The sequence below is a fragment of the Deltaproteobacteria bacterium HGW-Deltaproteobacteria-2 genome, assembly GCA_002840505.1.
Taxonomy (GTDB): domain Bacteria; phylum Desulfobacterota; class Syntrophia; order Syntrophales; family Smithellaceae; genus Smithella.
In genome coordinates, this window is the sequence record PHBC01000001.1 from 749,714 (window position 1) to 767,960 (window position 18,247).

The window sequence follows — 18,247 nt, forward strand, 5'->3', positions numbered from 1 at the left end:
ATCTAATAAATAATATTATTTAATCTTATAATGTATGATGGTACTTTAAATAATAATGCGAATTTTGCCAACTCGTTTTCCCCGCCTGGTTTAACTTCATCACTACATAGAAATTAAATCGATTTAAACAAACAAATGATTTCAGAAGACGATAGGGATAGGCCGGAAAGGAATAAATATTTTTTTTAATAAAATTATCCCCCCTATAAACAGTTTCTTCCTCAACACCTCTGGTTTTATGAACGACATGAGAAAATCGATATTTTTCCCAGTCTTTCGGAAAATCTGTATGAATCAGACGCCCCTCATTATCTAATTTTTCCATTAATTCCGTGCCCGGAAGCGGGGTCAGTATGGTGATCTGAACAATATCGACTCCGGAAGTTATCACATCTCTGGCCATTTTCTTATAATAATCAGGAGATTCGAAATCGTTACCCACGATAAAGGCCCCAAAAACCCCTATGCCGTATTTATGAAAAGTATCCACTACCTTCTTATAATTCTCAGACCCTGTCTTAAGATTAATTCCTTTTTTCATGTCTTTAAGCATGTCCGGATTGGTCGTTTCAAAACCTATAAACGCGAACATACAGCCGGCCTGTGCCGCCAGCTTAAGCAGCGGTTCATCTGAGGCTGCATTGATCGATGTCTGCATTGCCCATTTTTTATTGAACCCCCTTTTGATCATGCCTTCAAATAATTCCTTGGCCCTTTTTCGGCTTTCAGGGCTATAGCCGATCAGGTTGTCATCGAGAAAAAGAACGAACCTCCCCTGAATTTCGTCGAGTTCTTTTAATACATCTTCTGGGTTGCGTTGCCGATAGTTTTTGCCCAGGTAGTTGGAAACCGAACAAAAATGGCAGCTAAAAGGACAGCCGCGGGAAGTTTGGATTGGACTCCAGAAATAATCAGGATGAATTAAATCGCGCCGGGGAGTAATCTTTGATTGTGCCAAATCAAGCCTGGGACCTATGTATTTTGGTTGCAGGGTATTATTTTCAAAGTCACTGATCACTTTATCCCAGATACCTTCCACCTCACCCACCACTACGGCATCTCCATACTTTAAGGCTTCATCAGGTACCATAGAGACATGAATTCCTCCAAAAATGACTTTGATTTTCTTTTCCCGGTAAATCGCGGCTATTTCATAAGCCCTGTTGATATTGCTGGTAAAGGCCGTGATTCCCACCAAATCCGCTTCTTCAAATTCAAAGGGAGTAAAGTTCTCATCCCATATTTTAACCGACCAGTTTGAAGGGGTAACGGCAGCTACATAAGCTAGGCTTAAAGGAGGGATATTGGAAATTTTGCTCAGAGCCATTCCACTCTTGCGGCCCATCGGATTTATTAATAACAGTTTCTTCATGGTTACCATCTCTATTTTATTCTATAAAATATTGCTTGTTCATGGTTGGACTATAAGAAACCCTGTCTATATGTCAATTCTATCCTATTCTGAAACATCCTCTGTGCCTTCCATCAGCTTTTTCAGGATACGGTGTGTTTTCGTTAAGACAGGGTTTACACCCAATAAGCATTGGCAGATGATTCGTCTTCATCCAGCTTGAAATTGAAACCTTTTCGTTCAAAGAGGCTTAGACAGGCGTCTACAACCAAAGCGTCGAGAGTGGAGCCACGCTGCTTTCTGATTTCTTCCAATGCAAATGTTATCCCCCGTGCCGGTCTGTAGGGCCGGTTGCTTGCCATGGCTTCCACCGTATCTGCAACAGCAACAATCTTTGATTCTAAAAATATTTCATCACCGGAAATCCCTAATGGATACCCTAAGCCATCTATTCTTTCGTGGTGTTGATGAACAATATCAACAATAACCGGGATAAAATCAACCTTATTCAATATTTTGTAACCTACGGAGGGATGAGATCTCATCATCGCAAATTCAAGGTCGCCTAATTTTGATGGTTTTGTCAGGATGGAAGCGGGAATATATATTTTCCCTATGTCATGAATCAGGCCACCCATCCGAATCAATTCAATTCTTTCTTCCGTTAATCCTAATTCCTGGGCTATAGCCACGGCAAGCTTAGCGACTCGCCTCTGATGACCAGCCGTGTAAGGATCCCTCGATTCAACAATCATAGAAATGGCGTCAATGGTACTGCTCATGGCTAATTGAAGCTTCTCTAGGCTCCTTTTCAGTTCCATTTCCGATCTTCTGATATCGGTCAGATTTTTAAATATTCCAACCAATCCGATAAAATTTCCTTCTGAATCAAAATTCGGAGCACCGCTGATACTGAAGTATCGCTCTGTACCATCTTTATGAAGAAGGATACCTATCTCTTCTTTAAGGGTTTGCTTCTGATCCCTAACCTGCTTGAAAGATTTAATATATCTAAACACATCTTCTTTTCTGGCAACATCCACAAAATATTTGCCGATAATTTCCTCAGGCCGGTATCCTAAAATCGGTTCAATTGCCGGGTTGATATATGAAAATTCCCCGTTGATACCTAAGGTATAAATTATATCCGGCGCATTCTCGCTGAGAGACCGGAAACGCTCCTCGCTCTCTTTTATTTTCTGATAAGCTATGGCATTATTAATGCTGATACCGATCTGCGGGGCAATGCCCATCAAAAGACTCATATCCGTCTGACTCAGAGGCTTCTTTGATTGCACATTATCCACAATCAGGATTCCCATAGACTCCCCTTTATAAATAATAGGAACGCAGATAAAAGACCGGGAGCCCATGGCACGGACGAAATCAAGACTTTTAACTGAAAGATCACTCTCGATTTCGGAAACATCATTGACTAAGATTGGTGTTTGTTTCCTGAAAACATCTACCGCCGTACCCTTGGAGAGAGGATTATCAAGATGAAATTTAATGCTCTTCAGGTAATCTTCATCTTTCGGATTGTGTCCATAACCTACCGTATAAACGAGACAGTCTTTTTGCTTATTGGCAAGCATGATCATGCCCCGGTCGAAATCCAGCCTTTTCTCCAGAGACTCCATTACGAATTTGAGCAGTTGATCAATATCCAGGATCATGGAGGAAGCCTGGCCGATTTCCTGTATCAATAGGGTCTCATTATATCGTTTATTGATCTGATCCAGCAGGCGGTCAGCCGAATCACCTTGATTCTGGATGTTGGCAAGTAACTCCTTCTTTTCCAGATGTTCACTATAAATAGTGATGCCCATAGCTATGACAACAAAAAATAAAACCATTCTATCCCAGTAAACAGGATTGAGAAAACTCATGGAGATCAGGCAAATCAGAAAGCTAATAATAAAAAAATAATTGCGGATCTTTTTCCAGACAAAGGCGCGCGTTTTTTCCCAGGTGACAATATAAAGACAGCAGTCGCCGCCTTTGTGAAGACAGATAGGATGTTCTATACTGGCAAATTTATTTGTGAAAAGTTTCGCCAGCGATTCCAGCGAACCAAACCGGTTAAGACATTGATAAGGCTTTTCAACCACTCCCGGCTGTGGTATGATTTTTACTTCAATTTTTTCAGCCCCAATGGCTCTAGTCTTTAAAACGACTCCCCGGCTGAGACGAGCAGTAATTTTTTCCAAAAAGGCATAAGCCGTTGCCGGATTAATGAAGCCCAGCAAATATTGTCCTAAGGCTCCGGAAGCGCGGGAGGTGGCTATAAAGCGTCCTACTTTTCTGGAAATGTCCGGGTCATCAGTCTCTTGAGAAAGCATCAGGTGAAAACGATCAACCTGGCTTTGAGTCAGCCAATGACCTTCATCTTCCAGTTGATAGAATTCAATATCAGCATATTTTAAAAGAGGAGCTATATCTATATCGGGAAGATATCTGTGCAGATATTCCACGTAACTCTTAATGATTCGGCTGCTGTAGAGGGGGAGTTCTTCCATCATTTTTTCAGATACTTCTCTATGAAAAAACAGATGTAGAATTTAAGAGTAATTTTATATTTGCCATCATGTACCCCCCGTCATGTATTCACCGTACTCTTTTCCATAATACACATCCAGTATCCATAGGTTATATTTCTTTTCAAAAGGAACGCCCTTAGCTTCCAAGTAACTAGAGGGATAAACCAGAACAGGTATTTTGTCAATCGTAAAACGGCCGGCTAATTGGGAAATGGCGGCGGATAGCTTCTCCCATGGCAATCCGGCCTCATCATTGACTATAATTTTAATCCCATTGAGAAAATCTGACAAGCTAATGCCCGGATCCGATTCGTTTACAATAAGCACAGCTTTTAGCTTTCCGTTATACTTCAGAGAGAAGCTTTGATAGCTTCTTTTAAACCCATGCCGGGCATATAACTCCGACAGAGATTCAGTATTTTCCTGTTCTTTGTCCAGACGCAAAACCTTTAGCAAGAGGCCTCCGGAAACATTTTTGTAAAAACGATCTAATTCACCGATATCAGATGTCATAAATGGCCCCAGTGACCACTCCGCAGGAAGCGGTTGAGGGGCACCGGATGTCGGATAGCTAAGATAGGAAAACAGATCGAGGGAACACGCGCCAGGATTATTGAGATGCCTGGCAAAGCCACCGAAGAAATGATCGGGGAAAATGTTTTCGGGACGAAAATAAAATATCATATAGTCCATTCCGAATGAGGGAAGACGATAAAGGCCATCAAAATAACGAACGATTTGTTTCAGAATTTGCAGGCCGACCCGTTTATTGTCCAACGTTGTGGCAGCAAGATGATGAACCATCCAGGTCCGCTCATAAGACCGAATCATGGAAACATGTCCGTAAATCCGGCCGTTTCGCTGATAGGTTACCTGGGTGATGATTTCCGGATTATCACGATAAAGCCTTTTATAAGTTTCTTTCATGGACTGCCGGTGGGCGTGAACCAGATTATATTTTTTAGGATAAATGAATCCGCTCTCAAAAAGAAATTTCCACAACTGATCCACATCTACTTCATCGGCAATATGAGTGTTAGGATCAATAATATTCATTATAATATGACTCAGACGGTTATAATTGACAACATCCATATCCAGAATGACAAAACCATAGCGTATATTTCCCTTTTCCGCCTCACTACGATAGAGAACCTGAGCCTTGCACTGTATTTTTAAGGCTCCACCATAATTAATGGTTAAATCAGGAACGATCAGCCCGGCCATCAGAACATCTTCTTCGGCCGAAACATTAACGGCGAAGCCCGATGTTGAAAGATCATAAATATCCAGTTGAATTTTCTTCCTCGTTGTTGGGTGATCAAAAGTAATATTCGGCATGGGGGTGACTCCAACGCGGGGAGTGCGCGACTTCTGCTTAAGAACACGACTTATTTGGTTGATTGCCGGCGCAAAGACAATATCCCGCGCTGCCTGATCAGATGTCTGCCTAATGCATTGACAGGATGCTGAAAAAATCATCAGCCCATTCCGATAAAGATGGACTGTTGATGGATTGTCGACATTAAACCAACGAAAAGAACCAACTTCCTCAGGGCTGACTTCAACGCTAAAGGCCAAGGCACTGAAATCAACAAGCCGTCCTTGAGCCCAAAAACCGTTCTGCACAACTTCGACCTCAATGCCTTGGCAAAGATAGCGTCTGGCCCGGCGCTGACCCAATGCATAACCCTTTTCAGGCAGGTGAATTGTAAAATGATCCTGTTGAACGTCCTTGATTTGGGTGGGGATGAAAAAAACCGAACGGCCATCCGTGAAAATGATATTTAGAATTTCCGCATTTTCCACAATGTCGTGGCTTTCCTCCATCCAGCGACAGGTCATCGAACTACCGCTGCAAGGTTCCGGATGTGCCCAAACAAGAATATCTTCCTTATACTGAGGATGACTAAGCTGTACGTATACCATGCCCTCGGTGAAGTGATGACTATTCCAAAGATTAATCAGTTTTTTCTGTTTGATAATCTTGGCGGATTCGAGATTTTGGAGAAGTCCCTTATTTTGAAAACGCAAGGGAATAGATATTTCGTCGCGTTCAATCAGATCTTCACACAACCTGAATATTGGTTTTACATTTTGATCTATACTAAACATATTAAAAACCTCCGTTGTTGACCATGCTTCCCAATTTATCACTGGCTTTCTTGTACAAAAAGGGAATCAACAAATCCGATTCTTATAATGAATCTTCTTCTTTCATCGGTTCTTACAAATAAAGGTTAATTTTTCTTTTTCTACTTCGGTCATGAGAGACATGCTACACTGCATCCCAAATCCTATTTTCCAGTTTTCGACCGGAATGATCTGAAGTCCCTGATCCGTTTCGAGAGAGTATGGAGAATTCAAATCCAGCAAACCATGATGGCCGAATTTTAACATCGGGCTTACCGGTTCCCGTTCTACCAGATAATCGCCAAATGCACCCTCATGGGCAAGAAGACTATTTCCAGCAGCACCGGAAACCACAAGAGCAGCCCTGGTGAGTAAAGAGGTTTCACCCACATGGCATCCAATTATGATCGGCCAGCCCATTTTTCTTAACTCTTCTATAATTTTCAAGGCTCTTATTAGACCACCCACCTTTGACACCTTGATATTCGCTACAAATGATCCTGCCACCTTTCTGTAAAGGGATAAATCATCGAGAGTACAAAGACTTTCATCCAAAATAACAGGAAGCCCCGTAGCAGTGCTGAACTTGCTTATGTCTTCGGCATTTTTTGCCCCCACCGGTTCTTCCATGGCAAATACCCGCCCAGTTCCCAGCATCATTGTGTAATTGATTGCTTCGTCACAGCGATCTTTCCATAAATTATTGGCATCAAGACGAATACGTATGGATTTGGCATGATGCTGCACAGACAATTTTTCAAGAATGTCTATCTTTTCAATATCACGTTTCAAATTACCGCTTAACTTAATTTTAAAATCAGAAATCCCACGGATCAGATATTGAGCCAAGAGTGCAGTATATTTTCTTTTCGGGTCGTTTCCCAATACGGCCGTATAGCGGCCACACAGTTTACCATCTTTCAGTCCCAATATCTTTTCAACAGTACAACCCTTCTCCCTGGAAAGCAGATCAAGCATTGCCACTTCTATGGCACACCATGCCGACGGGTAGTTGTCGATTTCTTTTTTATTATCTTCCACCCATTGTTTCAGTTCCGCCAAAGTTCCAAAATTCATTTTACCGGAAGAAATTTTTTTCTTTATCCAGACAAGACTAGCTTCAAGATCATCGCCAGCCACGTAAACTCGCGGACAACCCTCGCCATATCCGATTTTTTCATTTCTCTTGGCTTGAACCAAGATGCTTTCGCCCTTGTTCCTGACTGCCGAGGCATGACGAACGGTCGTTTTTAAATTCAACCGTAATGGTTTTGCTTCTATGCGCAAAGGTCGCTGCTTCATTATATGATTTTCTCCCCTATATCGTCATGGCCGTTTATTTATAACGACAAATGTGAATTCAGTTTTTTATTCATTATAGTTTTTATGAACTTAGAAGTATATGGGTGCTATTTTTACTTGTCAAGGGATATTATACGTCCAAGAGTAGAGTTTAATTATTGATTTAAACGAATTATCATAGCAATATCTGGAAGAAGTAAAACCTTCTTTACTTATTTACCAAAAAACAAGAACAATTCTTGTTGACTTCTCTGCTGTTTTTTCATTTATTATCTAATACTTTTCTAAAAGATGCCTATGCTTAACATTGATATTGAAAGCTTGATTCCCCATCGGGAAAAGATAAAGATTATCAGTGGAATTCTGGAAATTAAAGAAACCACTGCCATTAGTACAGCTATGGTAAATCCTAACTGGCCTCTTTATGATGGAGACGCAGTAAACTCGCTGGTTTTGATTGAGGCCATTGCGCAGACCGCCGCTATTGTCGAGGGTTACAAGAGAAAACAACAGGGGAAAGATGGCGTCAAGGGCTGGTTAGTTGGCATCAAGAGCGCCGAATTTAATATAGCGAAAATCCCGGTAAATACAAACCTAATTATTATGATTGAAAGCAAGTATTCGTTTGATAATTACGGTGTAGTGGAAGGGGTAGTTAAAACCGGGGATAAGATATTAGCTACTGCCACTCTTCAGGCCCTGCGCATGAATGAAGACAATAAAATAAATATTTTTTAAGGAGTTCTGTTAAAATATGGATGATAAAAAAACTGCGATAATCACGGGAGCAAGTCGTGGAATTGGCCGTGCTACAGCGATAGAACTGGCTAAGACCGGGTATTTTGTAATCATTAATTTTAAATCCAATGAAGCTGCGGCACAGGAAACATTAAACCTTGTACGATCAGCCGGCGGAGATGGAGAAATTTCTCAATTTGATGTCGCCGATAATACACAGACTAAAGAAGCAGTTAAAGCCATTACCGAGCGTCATAAAAATATTCAAGTGCTCATCAACAACGCCGGCATCACCGCTGATGGGCTTTTTATGCTACTGGGCGAAGATGAATGGGACAGCGTTATTAACACAAGCTTGAAAGGCTTCTATAATATGACGAAGCCTGTTTTGCGGGAAATGGTCAGAAAAAAGCGCGGTTCTATCGTCTCTGTTTCTTCTCTTTCAGCATTGATGCCTAATCGTGGACAGGCAAATTATGCCGCAGCCAAGGCGGGAATAATTGCCGCTTCCCGTTCACTGGCCACAGAAGTGGCGCGCTTCGGCATTCGCGTTAATCTTGTGGCTCCGGGTTTAATTGAAACCGACATGATCAAGGAAGCTCCCGTCGAACAAATCAAACAAATGATTCCCATGGCACGCCTGGGAAAACCGGAAGAGATTGCCAACGTCATTCGTTTTTTATGTTCTGATGACGCCTCTTACATTACAGGACAGGTTATCGGAATCAACGGTGGAATATGCTGATGCAAGTTCGCTACACCTTATGTAATCTGGTTTGTATCATTGCAGGCATTTTTTTAGTCATGGGCCCGCTGAATTGCGCTCATGCAACTGACTTCGAGCAATTGCGTAAAGAATCGGCCAATATCAAAACGATTCAGGCCCACTTTGTTCAAAAGAAATCCTTGAAAATTTTATCTAAACCCCTTGTCTCGGAAGGCCGTTTTTATTATTCTGCCCCCGATTCATTCCGTTGGGAATATTTTAAGCCTTTAAAGAGCGTCGTCATTACCTATAAAAACAATACCAAACGCTATATCGCTTCCGGCGGGAAAATGGTGGAAGACAAGACCGGCGGCGCACAGGCGATGAAGATTGTACTCAATGAAGTTACCGGCTGGATGAACGGCAAGTTCGACCAGAATCCGTCATTTAAAGCAACCATTAATGAAGGAACAAATACCAAAATCACGCTGACGCCCACAGAAAAAAACATGACTGGCATGATTGAGAAAATTGAAATTACCCTTTCTAAAAAATCAGCAACTGTTAAATCTGTAAAAATTATTGAAGGCGCAAACAACTTCACGCAGATAGATTTCGACAATGTAGAAATCAATAAGGCAATTAATTCCTCAGTATTTCAGGATGTGGAATGAAGGGCGTATTTGTTTTAATATTATCTTTTTTTCTTTTATCCTGCCAGACCTTGCCGTTGATCAATTCACCTGTTTCTCCGGCAAAGGAAAAAGCTTTAACTTGTCCTTTTCCTTTTTTAAAAGAAAAATATAGACTGGTACACTCCATTGAGAACCGTATGTTTGGCGAAACACAGAGTGTAATTATCGGAGTAACTTTGGCCGATCCTTATACCCGCGTCATATCCTGCGCAATTATGACCGCGGAAGGAATGGTGCTGTTTGAGGCCGAATCCGGTCCGGGCACACTCAAAATCAATCGGGCGTTGCCTCCCCTGGATTCGGCAGATTTCGCGAAAAATATGATTGAAGACATTAAGCTGATCTTTTTTGCGCCGGAAGGAAAGCTTCAGGTGAAAGGCTCTCTTCCCGATGGAACAACTGCCTGCCGCTACAAAGAAGAAAACGGTGACTGGATCGATTTAATTAACGATAAATCGGAAGACACGATAATTAAACGCTACTCTTCAGTCGGCACTCTGAAACGTCAGATCAAGTTTAGCAAAACGACGGGAAATATTTATCAAACCATTGAACTACAGGCAAATGAAACATTTAATTATTCGCTCTTGATGACTCTCATTGAAGCCCAACCTGTAAAAAAGGAATTCCTGCAAAAAAAACAGCCCAGGAAAACTAAAAAATGAGACATCCTGTCGAAGGCAAAAATATTGTTGTTATCGGCTCCGGTATCGGCGGTCTGAGCGCGGGCATTCTTTTGTCACTTTTAAATTTTAAAGTAACCGTTGTGGAAAAAAATCCTCTGCCCGGCGGTTTGATGCGTTCTTACCGTCGCGCTGGAATTGATTGCCCTGTCGGCGTGCATTATGTCGGTGCTCTGGGCAAGAACGAACTTTTAGGAAAAATGTTCCATGTTCTCGGCATATCGGTTGATGAACTTTTTACCCCTATGGGGCAAGAAGGCATTATCGACCGTTATATTTTTGATGATTTAACTTTCGATTTGCCTATAAACGTTGACTCGTTGGAAAAAAGTCTGAGAATTGCTTTTCCTAAAGACACGGAAGCTCTGAACGTAATAATGAAAAATTTGCGCGAAATTTCCCGACAGATGATGGACGATTCTTTTTTGTTCAGTCAGGGCAATCCCTTTCAGAATATGGACTACTATCTTCCCATGGGAGAATTACTCGACTCTCTGGAAGTGACGGCCGGTTTGCGGGCAGTTTTAGCTGTTCCCTGCAATCTGATCGGCGTAACACTTGGTGATTGTCCGGTAATCTTTCATCACATGGTTTTAGCCAGTTATCTTTTTTCATCCTGGCGATTAAAAGAATGCGGTAGCAAGATGACAGATACTTTTGTTCGTCGTTTTGAAGAACTGGGAGGAAAGCTCATCTTGAATGACGGTGTAAAAAAAATATCTTTCGCCGAAGGCAAGGTAACCGGGGTTATTTTGGAATCGGATACCGCACTTTTAGCTGATGGTGTCGTTGCTGCAATACATCCAAAAACACTGCTCCAGTTACTGGATAAGGATGTCTTGCGCGATTCCCACCAACGGCGCATTCAGGGACTTAAAGAAACAGAAGGCGTTATTGCCGTTCAGGTAAGCGTCGACGCCGTGGCTCATCCGAAAATCAATCACAATATCTACCGTCTCAGTAGAAACGAAAAAGGTATTATCGAAGATGGAGTATTTTATCAAGTACAAGGCACAAACTCTTCCGGTGTCAATCTACTTTCCATAATTACAAAATCTTTATACAGTGACTGGAGCCAATGGGAAAATACCTCTACAGGCAAACGAGGACAGGACTATGAAGAAAAGAAAATGAGCATCGCCAGGAATTTGCTTAATAAAGCGGATGAAATTTTTGGCAACCTGAAAGACGCCAAAATACTTGATGTTTATACTCCCCTGACTATTCGTGATTTTGTAAATGCTCCTGAAGGCGCCTGCTACGGCATAATGCGTTCGTCCCGTCAGTTGCTAAAAGTCGTTTCACTAAATAACATCCCTCTTCACGGCTTGTGCCTTGCCGGACAAAATTCTATTGCCCCGGGGGTTTTGGGCAGTATATTAGGTTCTTTCAACGCGGCCAGACAAATTATCGGCCAAGAGAGATTTGCCCAGGCAATCAAATGGGATACGCAGAAAATATAAATCATTGAAAAGCAACGTGATATTTGTTAAAAGCGACAAAATCCATTCAGGAAGTTACATCAGATAAAATGACACGTCAGGAAATAGAACTCGAAGTAAAAAATGTTTTTCAACGGGAATTTGAAATCGCAAATCCGGACATGGATGCTGATTTGCGCGAAACTTACGAATTCGACAGCATTGATGCCATTGAACTTTTGCTGGCAATAGAAACTTTTCTGGATACGGAAATTAGCCAGGAAGAAAAAAAACAGGCCATCAATATCCGCACAATAAATCAGATTTGCGACTATATTGAAAAGATCGCGCAAAAACGAAACCTTTTTTCACCGGCATAGAATAATTATGGAACGCAGAGTTGTTATTACAGGTATGTCAGCTATTACGCCTATCGGTCATGGAAAAGACCGGATAGTGGAAAGCCTGTTAAACGGAGTTTCCGGAATAAAACCATTGCGCGCAGAAGAGTTTCTCAGCCATTATATTCATTCCAAGGTTTATGGGACAGTAGATTATCCCGTTGAGTATGATTTTAAAAGGATTCACCGCAAAACCATGGGACCGGTGGCCTATTACGCCTGCCAGGTGGCTAAGGAAGTTCTGGAGCAGACCGGACTGACTGAAGAGTTCATTACATCCGGAAGGCTAGGAGTGGCCTTCGGTTCCATTCACGGCTCTCCAACTGTGCAGAGAAATATTTACCGCATCTTCTTCGGAGCCACCGATAAATCAGCAGTCAAGGAAATCGGCGCAGTTGATTATTTGAAATCAATGGTGCACACGACCGCCGTCAATATTACCAAGATGTTCGGTATTACTGGTCGCGTTATAGCTTCGGGAACCGCGTGCACCACAAGCTCCCAGTCAATAGGCTATGGTTATGAATCCGTCAAATTCGGTATGCAGGATGCCATGCTTTGCGGCGGCGCCGATGAATACGATACAACCACGGTAGCCGTTTTCGATAATCTGCTGGCGTGTTCCACGGCGTTTAATGAAACACCTCAGAAAACGCCTCGTCCTTTTGATAAAGATCGCGACGGTCTGGTGGTGGGTGAAGGCGCCGGCGCGGTCATGCTGGAAGAATACGAATTTGCCAAAAAACGTGGAGCAAATATCCTGGGTGAAGTCATCGGTTTTGCCTGCAACAATAACGGCGGCGATATGATTCTACCGAATTTAACAGGCATAACAAACACTCTGAAACTCGGCGTGGAAAACGCGAGAATCAATCCTCAGGCAGTTGACCTGATCAGCGCCCATGCCACCGCCACAAAGATGGGCGACATTATTGAAGCACAAGCTATCAGCGACGTCTTTGGTAACAATCCTTATGTCATAGGCTTGAAAAGTTACACCGGCCATACCATGGCCGCCTGCGGCGCTATTGAAACAATCATGTCTCTCTATATGATGCAGGAAGGATTTATCGCGCCGACATTGAACCTCGAAGAAATCGATGAACGCTGCGCGATGCTTAAACACGTACAGAAAGTATTGCAGCAACCAGCGAATATAGCGGCCATACAAAATTTCGCCTTCGGCGGAGTCAATACCATCTTACTGATAAGAAAATTTTCCTGAGATTAAAATGTTTCTTGCCCGGTTTTTTCAATGCATAATTGATCTGCTCGTAACATTAATCCTGTGGAGTTATTTTCTTTTCGGTTATCTGTTTATTTTATTATTTTTTTATATACCCTTTTATCTTGCCGCGAAAAACAAAACAACAGCCTTGCAAAACATAAATCACGTTCATTTAAAGATTTTTTTTGCATTGGCACAAATACTTGTTCCCCGAACTAAATTTAACATTCCCGAAAATGTGCGGGAAATTCGTTCATCGGTTATTATTTGCAATCATCTATCCTATCTTGATCCTATCCTGCTCGTATCGCTTTTTCAAAGACAGCGGACAATTGTAAAGAATACTTTTTTCAAAGTCCCCGTTTTCGGCTGGTTTTTAAGAAATTACGGTTATATTTCCTCCGGTTCCGATGGAATAACCGGATCGGCAATGATCAACAATCTGGAGTCCATCAAGCAACATTTGAAGGAAGGTGGAATTTTATTTGTGTTCCCGGAAGGAACCAGAAGCCGCGATGGAAACCTTGCGCCTTTCAATAAAGGAGTTTTTACTATCGCCCGTTACTGCAATGCCCCGCTGAAACTTATTTTAATCACCGGAACGGATAAATTATTTTCACCGGGCCATTTTTTATTTAACACCCGAGACTTTAATCACATTCAACTGGAATTAATTGGCTCTCTGGAACCAAAATACAAGGATAATAATTATTCCATTTCCGCTCTTGCCGATGAGGCCAGAAAAATTTTCGAAGAAAAAATAGCCAATTTAAAATCAGAAAAAAAAGGAGAGTAAGCTATGGAATTGCAGGAAGCTATTTTAAAGCGACGAAGTGTAAGAAAATTTACCGAAGAAATTGTAACCGACGATGAACTTCGGCAAATATTCGAAGCCGTCCGATGGTCGCCTTCCTGGGCAAATACTCAAGTGTGGGAATTTATAGTTGTCCGTGATAAGGAGATAATCAAAAAGGTAACGGGTACTTATTCAGAACACAATCCAGCCACCACATGTTCACTTACCGCTTCAGCTTTAATCGTCGCCTGTGCCAGGACTGGCGTTTCCGGATGCTACGGTGGTAAGGAAGCCACAGCAATTCAAAACTGGTACATGTTTGATTTGGGCATGGCTGTTCAGACTTTATGTTTGAAAGCTCATGAACTGGGTTTAGGAACTGTAGTGGTAGGTTTGCTGGACCATGAAACCTGTAAAAATATTCTCGATGTTGGGGAAGGCTATAAAGTAGTCGCTGTTATTCCCATTGGACGGCCTGCCATACCGCCAAGAGAAGGTCCTGCGCGCAAAGATCTTTCTGAAATTATTCATCTGAACAGTTTCAATAAAGCGATGTTTTGATATAAATCCTTTGAGACTGTGACGAAAATTTCTTCTATTGAAACGAGAAGAGCTTTTTAGCTAGTAACATCCATTAATTCCAAGAGTATATTTCTATAAAACGCAGCATACAATTTCAGCTAAAAAAATCATTGACTCATCAGAAAATATATCGTAGAAGGGAGACCGGTCGGTCTGTATGATAAAAGAAACAGCAACATTAAAAGAACGGATCATTGAAGAGTCGCTTAAACTCTTTTCAGTTAAAGGGTATACTAGCACTTCAACGACTGATATCATCGAAGCTGTCGGCACTTCCAAAGGTGGATTTTACAACCATTTTAAAAGCAAGGAACAGCTTTTTCGTGAAATGCTGAGCGCGGCCAGAAAAATCTGGCGCGAAAGAAATCTTTATAAAATAGATGATGAATCAAGGCCTCTTTTAAAAATACAAAAATTGCTGGAAAACTACCGAGACCGTTATCTTGCGGATTCAAAAAATTTCCCCGGCGGCTGCATTTTTGTAAATCTGGCGGTTGAACTGAGCGATCAGGCGCCGGACCTCGCCAAAGAAGTCAATACCGGATTCATCCGGTTGGGAAAGATGATCAAACGCCTTCTGGATGAAGAGAAAAAATCGGGAGGCATCGACAGGAACGTGAATACCGAAGATGTAAGCAACATCGTATTTTCCGGCCTCCTCGGCGCGTGCGTATTGTACACATCCGACAAATCGAAAAAAAGGCTGAATTCGACAATCATTTCTCTCATTTCGTATCTTCAGAGCATAGATTCGAAAGGGTAAGGTTTGATTTCATGAATAATGCCGTGTTTTTATATTAGTTAACTTAGGCCGGTCGGTCTTGAATCAAAATTTACAGGAGGTCCATCATGGAAACAAAAAAATACCGCGCGCTTGTTATACGGGAATCGGCAGATAAAAAATTTTCAAGCGCCATAGAGGAATTATCGACAGAAAATCTTCCCGCGGGAGATGTTCTCGTCCGCGTACTCTACTCATCGCTTAATTTCAAGGACATGCTTTCTGCTTCGGGAAACAGAGGCGTTACAAAAAAATATCCGCACACGCCGGGCATAGACGCCGCCGGAATTGTGGAAAAAAGCAGTTCGGAAGACTTTAAGCCGGGCGAGGAAGTTATTGTCACAAGTTACGATCTCGGCATGAACACCTCAGGCGGATTGGGACAGTATATCCAGGTTCCGGCTTCATGGATTGTCAAAAAACCTGCAAAGCTGGCTCTGCGCGAAAGCATGATATTCGGCACCGCGGGGCTTACCGCCGCACTGTCCATTCTTAAACTCACCGATCACGGATTAAGAGAAGGCGCCGAGATTCTCGTAACAGGCGGAAGCGGCGGAGTCGGAAGCAGCGCCGTATCGATACTTTCACACGCCGGTTACCAGGTTACAGCGGTCAACGGAATTTACGACGAAAGCTCTTTTATTAAAAGCATGGGCGCGGCTGAAGTCATTGAGATACCCGATCCGGCCGAATCGGCGGGAAAACCTCTTCTTAAGGAAAGGTGGGATGCCGCCGTTGATACTCTGGGAGGCAATCTTCTTACTTTTGCCTTGAGATCGGTAAAGAGCAACGGAGCGGTTACCTGCTGCGGCAATGCGGCATCGGCTGACCTATCGCTTACGGTATATCCCTTTATCTTACGCGGCATCACGCTGTACGGAATCGACTCCCAGAACTGTCCCATGCGAACAAGGGAAAGGGCGTGGGAACTGATGGCAGGCCTTTGGAAATACCCGTGGATCGAATCCATCGCCACGGAGGTAAAGCTTCAAAACGTTATCCCCGAAATTGAGAAAATAAAAGCAGGCAAACACAGAGGAAGAATAATTGTCGATATGCAGGATTAAATAATCAGCTAATGCAACACTCGTTCTACAGTAAATCTGCACACGTTGCAGAAGAACGATTAGCGGAGAATATTAACTCATAGCTTACCTGGGAGCACAAGATTCGTGATTGACATACAGGATACTTCTTCCTATACTCTGTTGCGTCAAAACTAACTTTTTCTAAATGAAAATTGAAGGAGCAAATATGAATATTGATGAAAAATACAAAAAAGCCGGTGAAATAATCAGTACAGCAGGAGGAACTCCGATTCCTGTTAACGATACTCTTATTAAAATTTTAAAATATTTCATCATGGAAGATGAATTGGATTTCATCACCGCTTTCAGCGACAAAAAATCTCAAACCATGGAACAGTTGAAGCAGTCGAGCGGATTATCGGAAGAAGAAATCAATAAAAAAGTGAAGAATCTGTCGCACAGAGGCGTTATCTTCAATCAGCCCAACAGCAAGGGGCTGATGGTGTTTAGATTACTGCCTCTGGTAAACGTGGGAACCTTTGAATACACTTTTATGGGCAAGATTGAGAAGAACGAACGAAACAGGGAAATATCCCTGTTATTCGATAAATTGTTCGCGGAATTAGAGCAAATGGTCCAGACTAATTATGATGCGCTTATTCCTCACCTATCGACTTTACCACCGGTCGACAGAACAGTGCCCATTTTTGATAACAAACCCAAAAACGAGAAAATAAAAATTGTCATCGATCAGGAAATCAGCGCCGCTGCCGATAAAATTGTCCCAACCAAAAAAGTTGAGGAATTAATTCAAAAATTTGATGAAATCGCTGTGGGACATTGTTTTTGCCGACATCATAAAGACATGTCCGGAACTCCCTGCAAACAGACGAATGAAAGAGAAAACTGTTTTACTTTCGGCAAATCGGCAAGATTTACTTCAGAGCAGGGTTTTTCAAGAATGATTTCAAAAGATGAAGCCCTGGTTATCTTAAAGAAAGCCGAGGATGCAGGACTGGTACATAAGGCCTATCACCCGAATTTCGACACAAGTAAGGACGAAACAAGTATTTGCAATTGCTGCCGCTGCTGCTGCGCTAACGGCGTCGATAACATGATCATACCGATTGCGAACGCGACCAATTTCCTATCTGTGGTTAATACCGATCTCTGCATCGGATGCGGCAACTGTGTTAAGCACTGTCATACATACGCGGCTTATTTAACTGACGATAAAAAAGCCGGCCGCAAAGCGGAACTTTGTATTGGCTGCGGAGTTTGCGCGCATTTATGCCCGCAAAACGCGATATCAATGATTGAAGGCAAAGAAAGAATCGTAAGGATTAAGCCGAAAAAGAAATAGCGCTTTGATCGGAAGCGCATTCCGTAAGGAGAGCGCATAATAAAGATGACCTTACATTGCCGATAATTTTCGCCAATATGGCGAAAACTTTCTTTATAATTGGCATTACCTATTCTATTAAAGGAGAAGATGTATGTTTAATAACAAATTATTCTGGTCTCTTTTTATGATGCCCGGCGCAATTCTCGGATGGATTTTTACTATTTTCGGCTTTGTCTGCCCGATCGAAAATGAAACATTGCGAATAGTCTGGATTGTCGTCGCCTGTATATTTTGTATAGGACATCCTGTGGAATTACTGACGTCAATTCCCATCGGCAAAAAAGCGGGAATCAGTACCGGCACAACTATCCTGAAGACACTGATCTTCGGATTTACATGGTGGCTACCTGTGAAGATGGGCGTACTGGATAAATAATGTTCAAAGGTTAAACGATCAATTGTTTACGAAAAGGCAGACACAGTTCTCAATGAATTAGCATCCACCATGAAAAAAGAT

The 18,247-nt window shown here is 42.2% G+C and carries 17 protein-coding genes; 13 read left to right on the plus strand and 4 right to left on the minus strand.

The genetic code is table 11. From position 1 onward, the window contains the following. Nucleotides 1–25: 25 nt before the first annotated feature. From CVU62_03470 to CVU62_03485, 4 genes are all read right to left on the minus strand, one after another. Nucleotides 26–1,381, minus strand: coding sequence for a B12-binding domain-containing radical SAM protein (locus tag CVU62_03470; protein PKN39266.1), 1,356 nt, complete (start codon nt 1,379–1,381; stop codon nt 26–28). Nucleotides 1,382–1,527: 146 nt separating this feature from the next. Continuing rightward, complete coding sequence (locus tag CVU62_03475; GenBank protein ID PKN39267.1) at nt 1,528–3,873, minus strand: hypothetical protein; 2,346 nt, start codon at nt 3,871–3,873, stop codon at nt 1,528–1,530. Nucleotides 3,874–3,936: 63 nt separating this feature from the next. Next, complete coding sequence (locus CVU62_03480) at nt 3,937–6,006, minus strand: hypothetical protein (protein PKN39268.1); 2,070 nt, start codon at nt 6,004–6,006, stop codon at nt 3,937–3,939. A gap of 102 nt (nt 6,007–6,108) precedes the next feature. Then, complete coding sequence (locus CVU62_03485) at nt 6,109–7,326, minus strand: hypothetical protein (GenBank protein PKN39269.1); 1,218 nt, start codon at nt 7,324–7,326, stop codon at nt 6,109–6,111. A 297-nt stretch (nt 7,327–7,623) separates the two neighbouring features. Between CVU62_03485 and CVU62_03490 the strand changes: the two genes are divergently transcribed. The 13 genes from CVU62_03490 to CVU62_03550 all read left to right on the plus strand — a co-directional run bounded on the left by CVU62_03490 (nt 7,624) and on the right by CVU62_03550 (nt 18,166). Continuing rightward, nucleotides 7,624–8,064 carry a hypothetical protein gene (locus tag CVU62_03490; protein PKN39270.1) on the plus strand — a complete coding sequence of 147 codons (441 nt, stop codon included), beginning with the start codon at nt 7,624–7,626 and terminating at the stop codon, nt 8,062–8,064. A 16-nt stretch (nt 8,065–8,080) separates the two neighbouring features. Continuing rightward, a complete protein-coding gene (locus CVU62_03495) occupies nt 8,081–8,809 on the plus strand; it encodes a 3-oxoacyl-ACP reductase FabG (protein ID PKN39271.1) in 729 nt (242 codons plus the stop codon). Beyond that, nucleotides 8,803–9,444, plus strand: coding sequence for a hypothetical protein (locus tag CVU62_03500; GenBank protein ID PKN39272.1), 642 nt, complete (start codon nt 8,803–8,805; stop codon nt 9,442–9,444). Before CVU62_03495 ends, CVU62_03500 begins: the two co-directional genes overlap by 7 nt. After that, nucleotides 9,441–10,130 (plus strand): hypothetical protein, encoded by a 690-nt coding sequence (locus CVU62_03505; GenBank protein PKN39273.1) that lies wholly within the window; start codon nt 9,441–9,443, stop codon nt 10,128–10,130. Before CVU62_03500 ends, CVU62_03505 begins: the two co-directional genes overlap by 4 nt. Then, entirely contained in the window at nt 10,127–11,611 is a 1,485-nt protein-coding gene (locus tag CVU62_03510) for a hypothetical protein (protein PKN39274.1), read from the plus strand. Before CVU62_03505 ends, CVU62_03510 begins: the two co-directional genes overlap by 4 nt. Nucleotides 11,612–11,679: 68 nt before the next feature. Further along, nucleotides 11,680–11,949: an acyl carrier protein gene (locus tag CVU62_03515; GenBank protein ID PKN39460.1), complete on the plus strand. Its 270-nt coding sequence runs from the start codon at nt 11,680–11,682 to the stop codon at nt 11,947–11,949. Between the two features lie 7 nt (nt 11,950–11,956). Beyond that, complete coding sequence (locus CVU62_03520; protein PKN39275.1) at nt 11,957–13,195, plus strand: 3-oxoacyl-ACP synthase; 1,239 nt, start codon at nt 11,957–11,959, stop codon at nt 13,193–13,195. A gap of 7 nt (nt 13,196–13,202) precedes the next feature. Further along, complete coding sequence (locus CVU62_03525; GenBank protein ID PKN39276.1) at nt 13,203–13,994, plus strand: 1-acyl-sn-glycerol-3-phosphate acyltransferase; 792 nt, start codon at nt 13,203–13,205, stop codon at nt 13,992–13,994. A gap of 3 nt (nt 13,995–13,997) precedes the next feature. Next, nucleotides 13,998–14,555, plus strand: a complete 558-nt coding sequence (locus tag CVU62_03530; protein PKN39277.1) for a nitroreductase — start codon at nt 13,998–14,000, stop codon at nt 14,553–14,555. Nucleotides 14,556–14,733: 178 nt separating this feature from the next. Next, nucleotides 14,734–15,339 (plus strand): hypothetical protein, encoded by a 606-nt coding sequence (locus CVU62_03535; protein ID PKN39278.1) that lies wholly within the window; start codon nt 14,734–14,736, stop codon nt 15,337–15,339. Between the two features lie 86 nt (nt 15,340–15,425). Further along, on the plus strand, nt 15,426–16,424 hold the full coding sequence (locus tag CVU62_03540; GenBank protein PKN39279.1) for an oxidoreductase: 999 nt from the start codon (nt 15,426–15,428) through the stop codon (nt 16,422–16,424). Between the two features lie 166 nt (nt 16,425–16,590). Then, nucleotides 16,591–17,748: a hypothetical protein gene (locus CVU62_03545; protein PKN39280.1), complete on the plus strand. Its 1,158-nt coding sequence runs from the start codon at nt 16,591–16,593 to the stop codon at nt 17,746–17,748. A gap of 133 nt (nt 17,749–17,881) precedes the next feature. After that, nucleotides 17,882–18,166: a hypothetical protein gene (locus CVU62_03550; protein PKN39281.1), complete on the plus strand. Its 285-nt coding sequence runs from the start codon at nt 17,882–17,884 to the stop codon at nt 18,164–18,166. Nucleotides 18,167–18,247 lie beyond the last annotated feature (81 nt).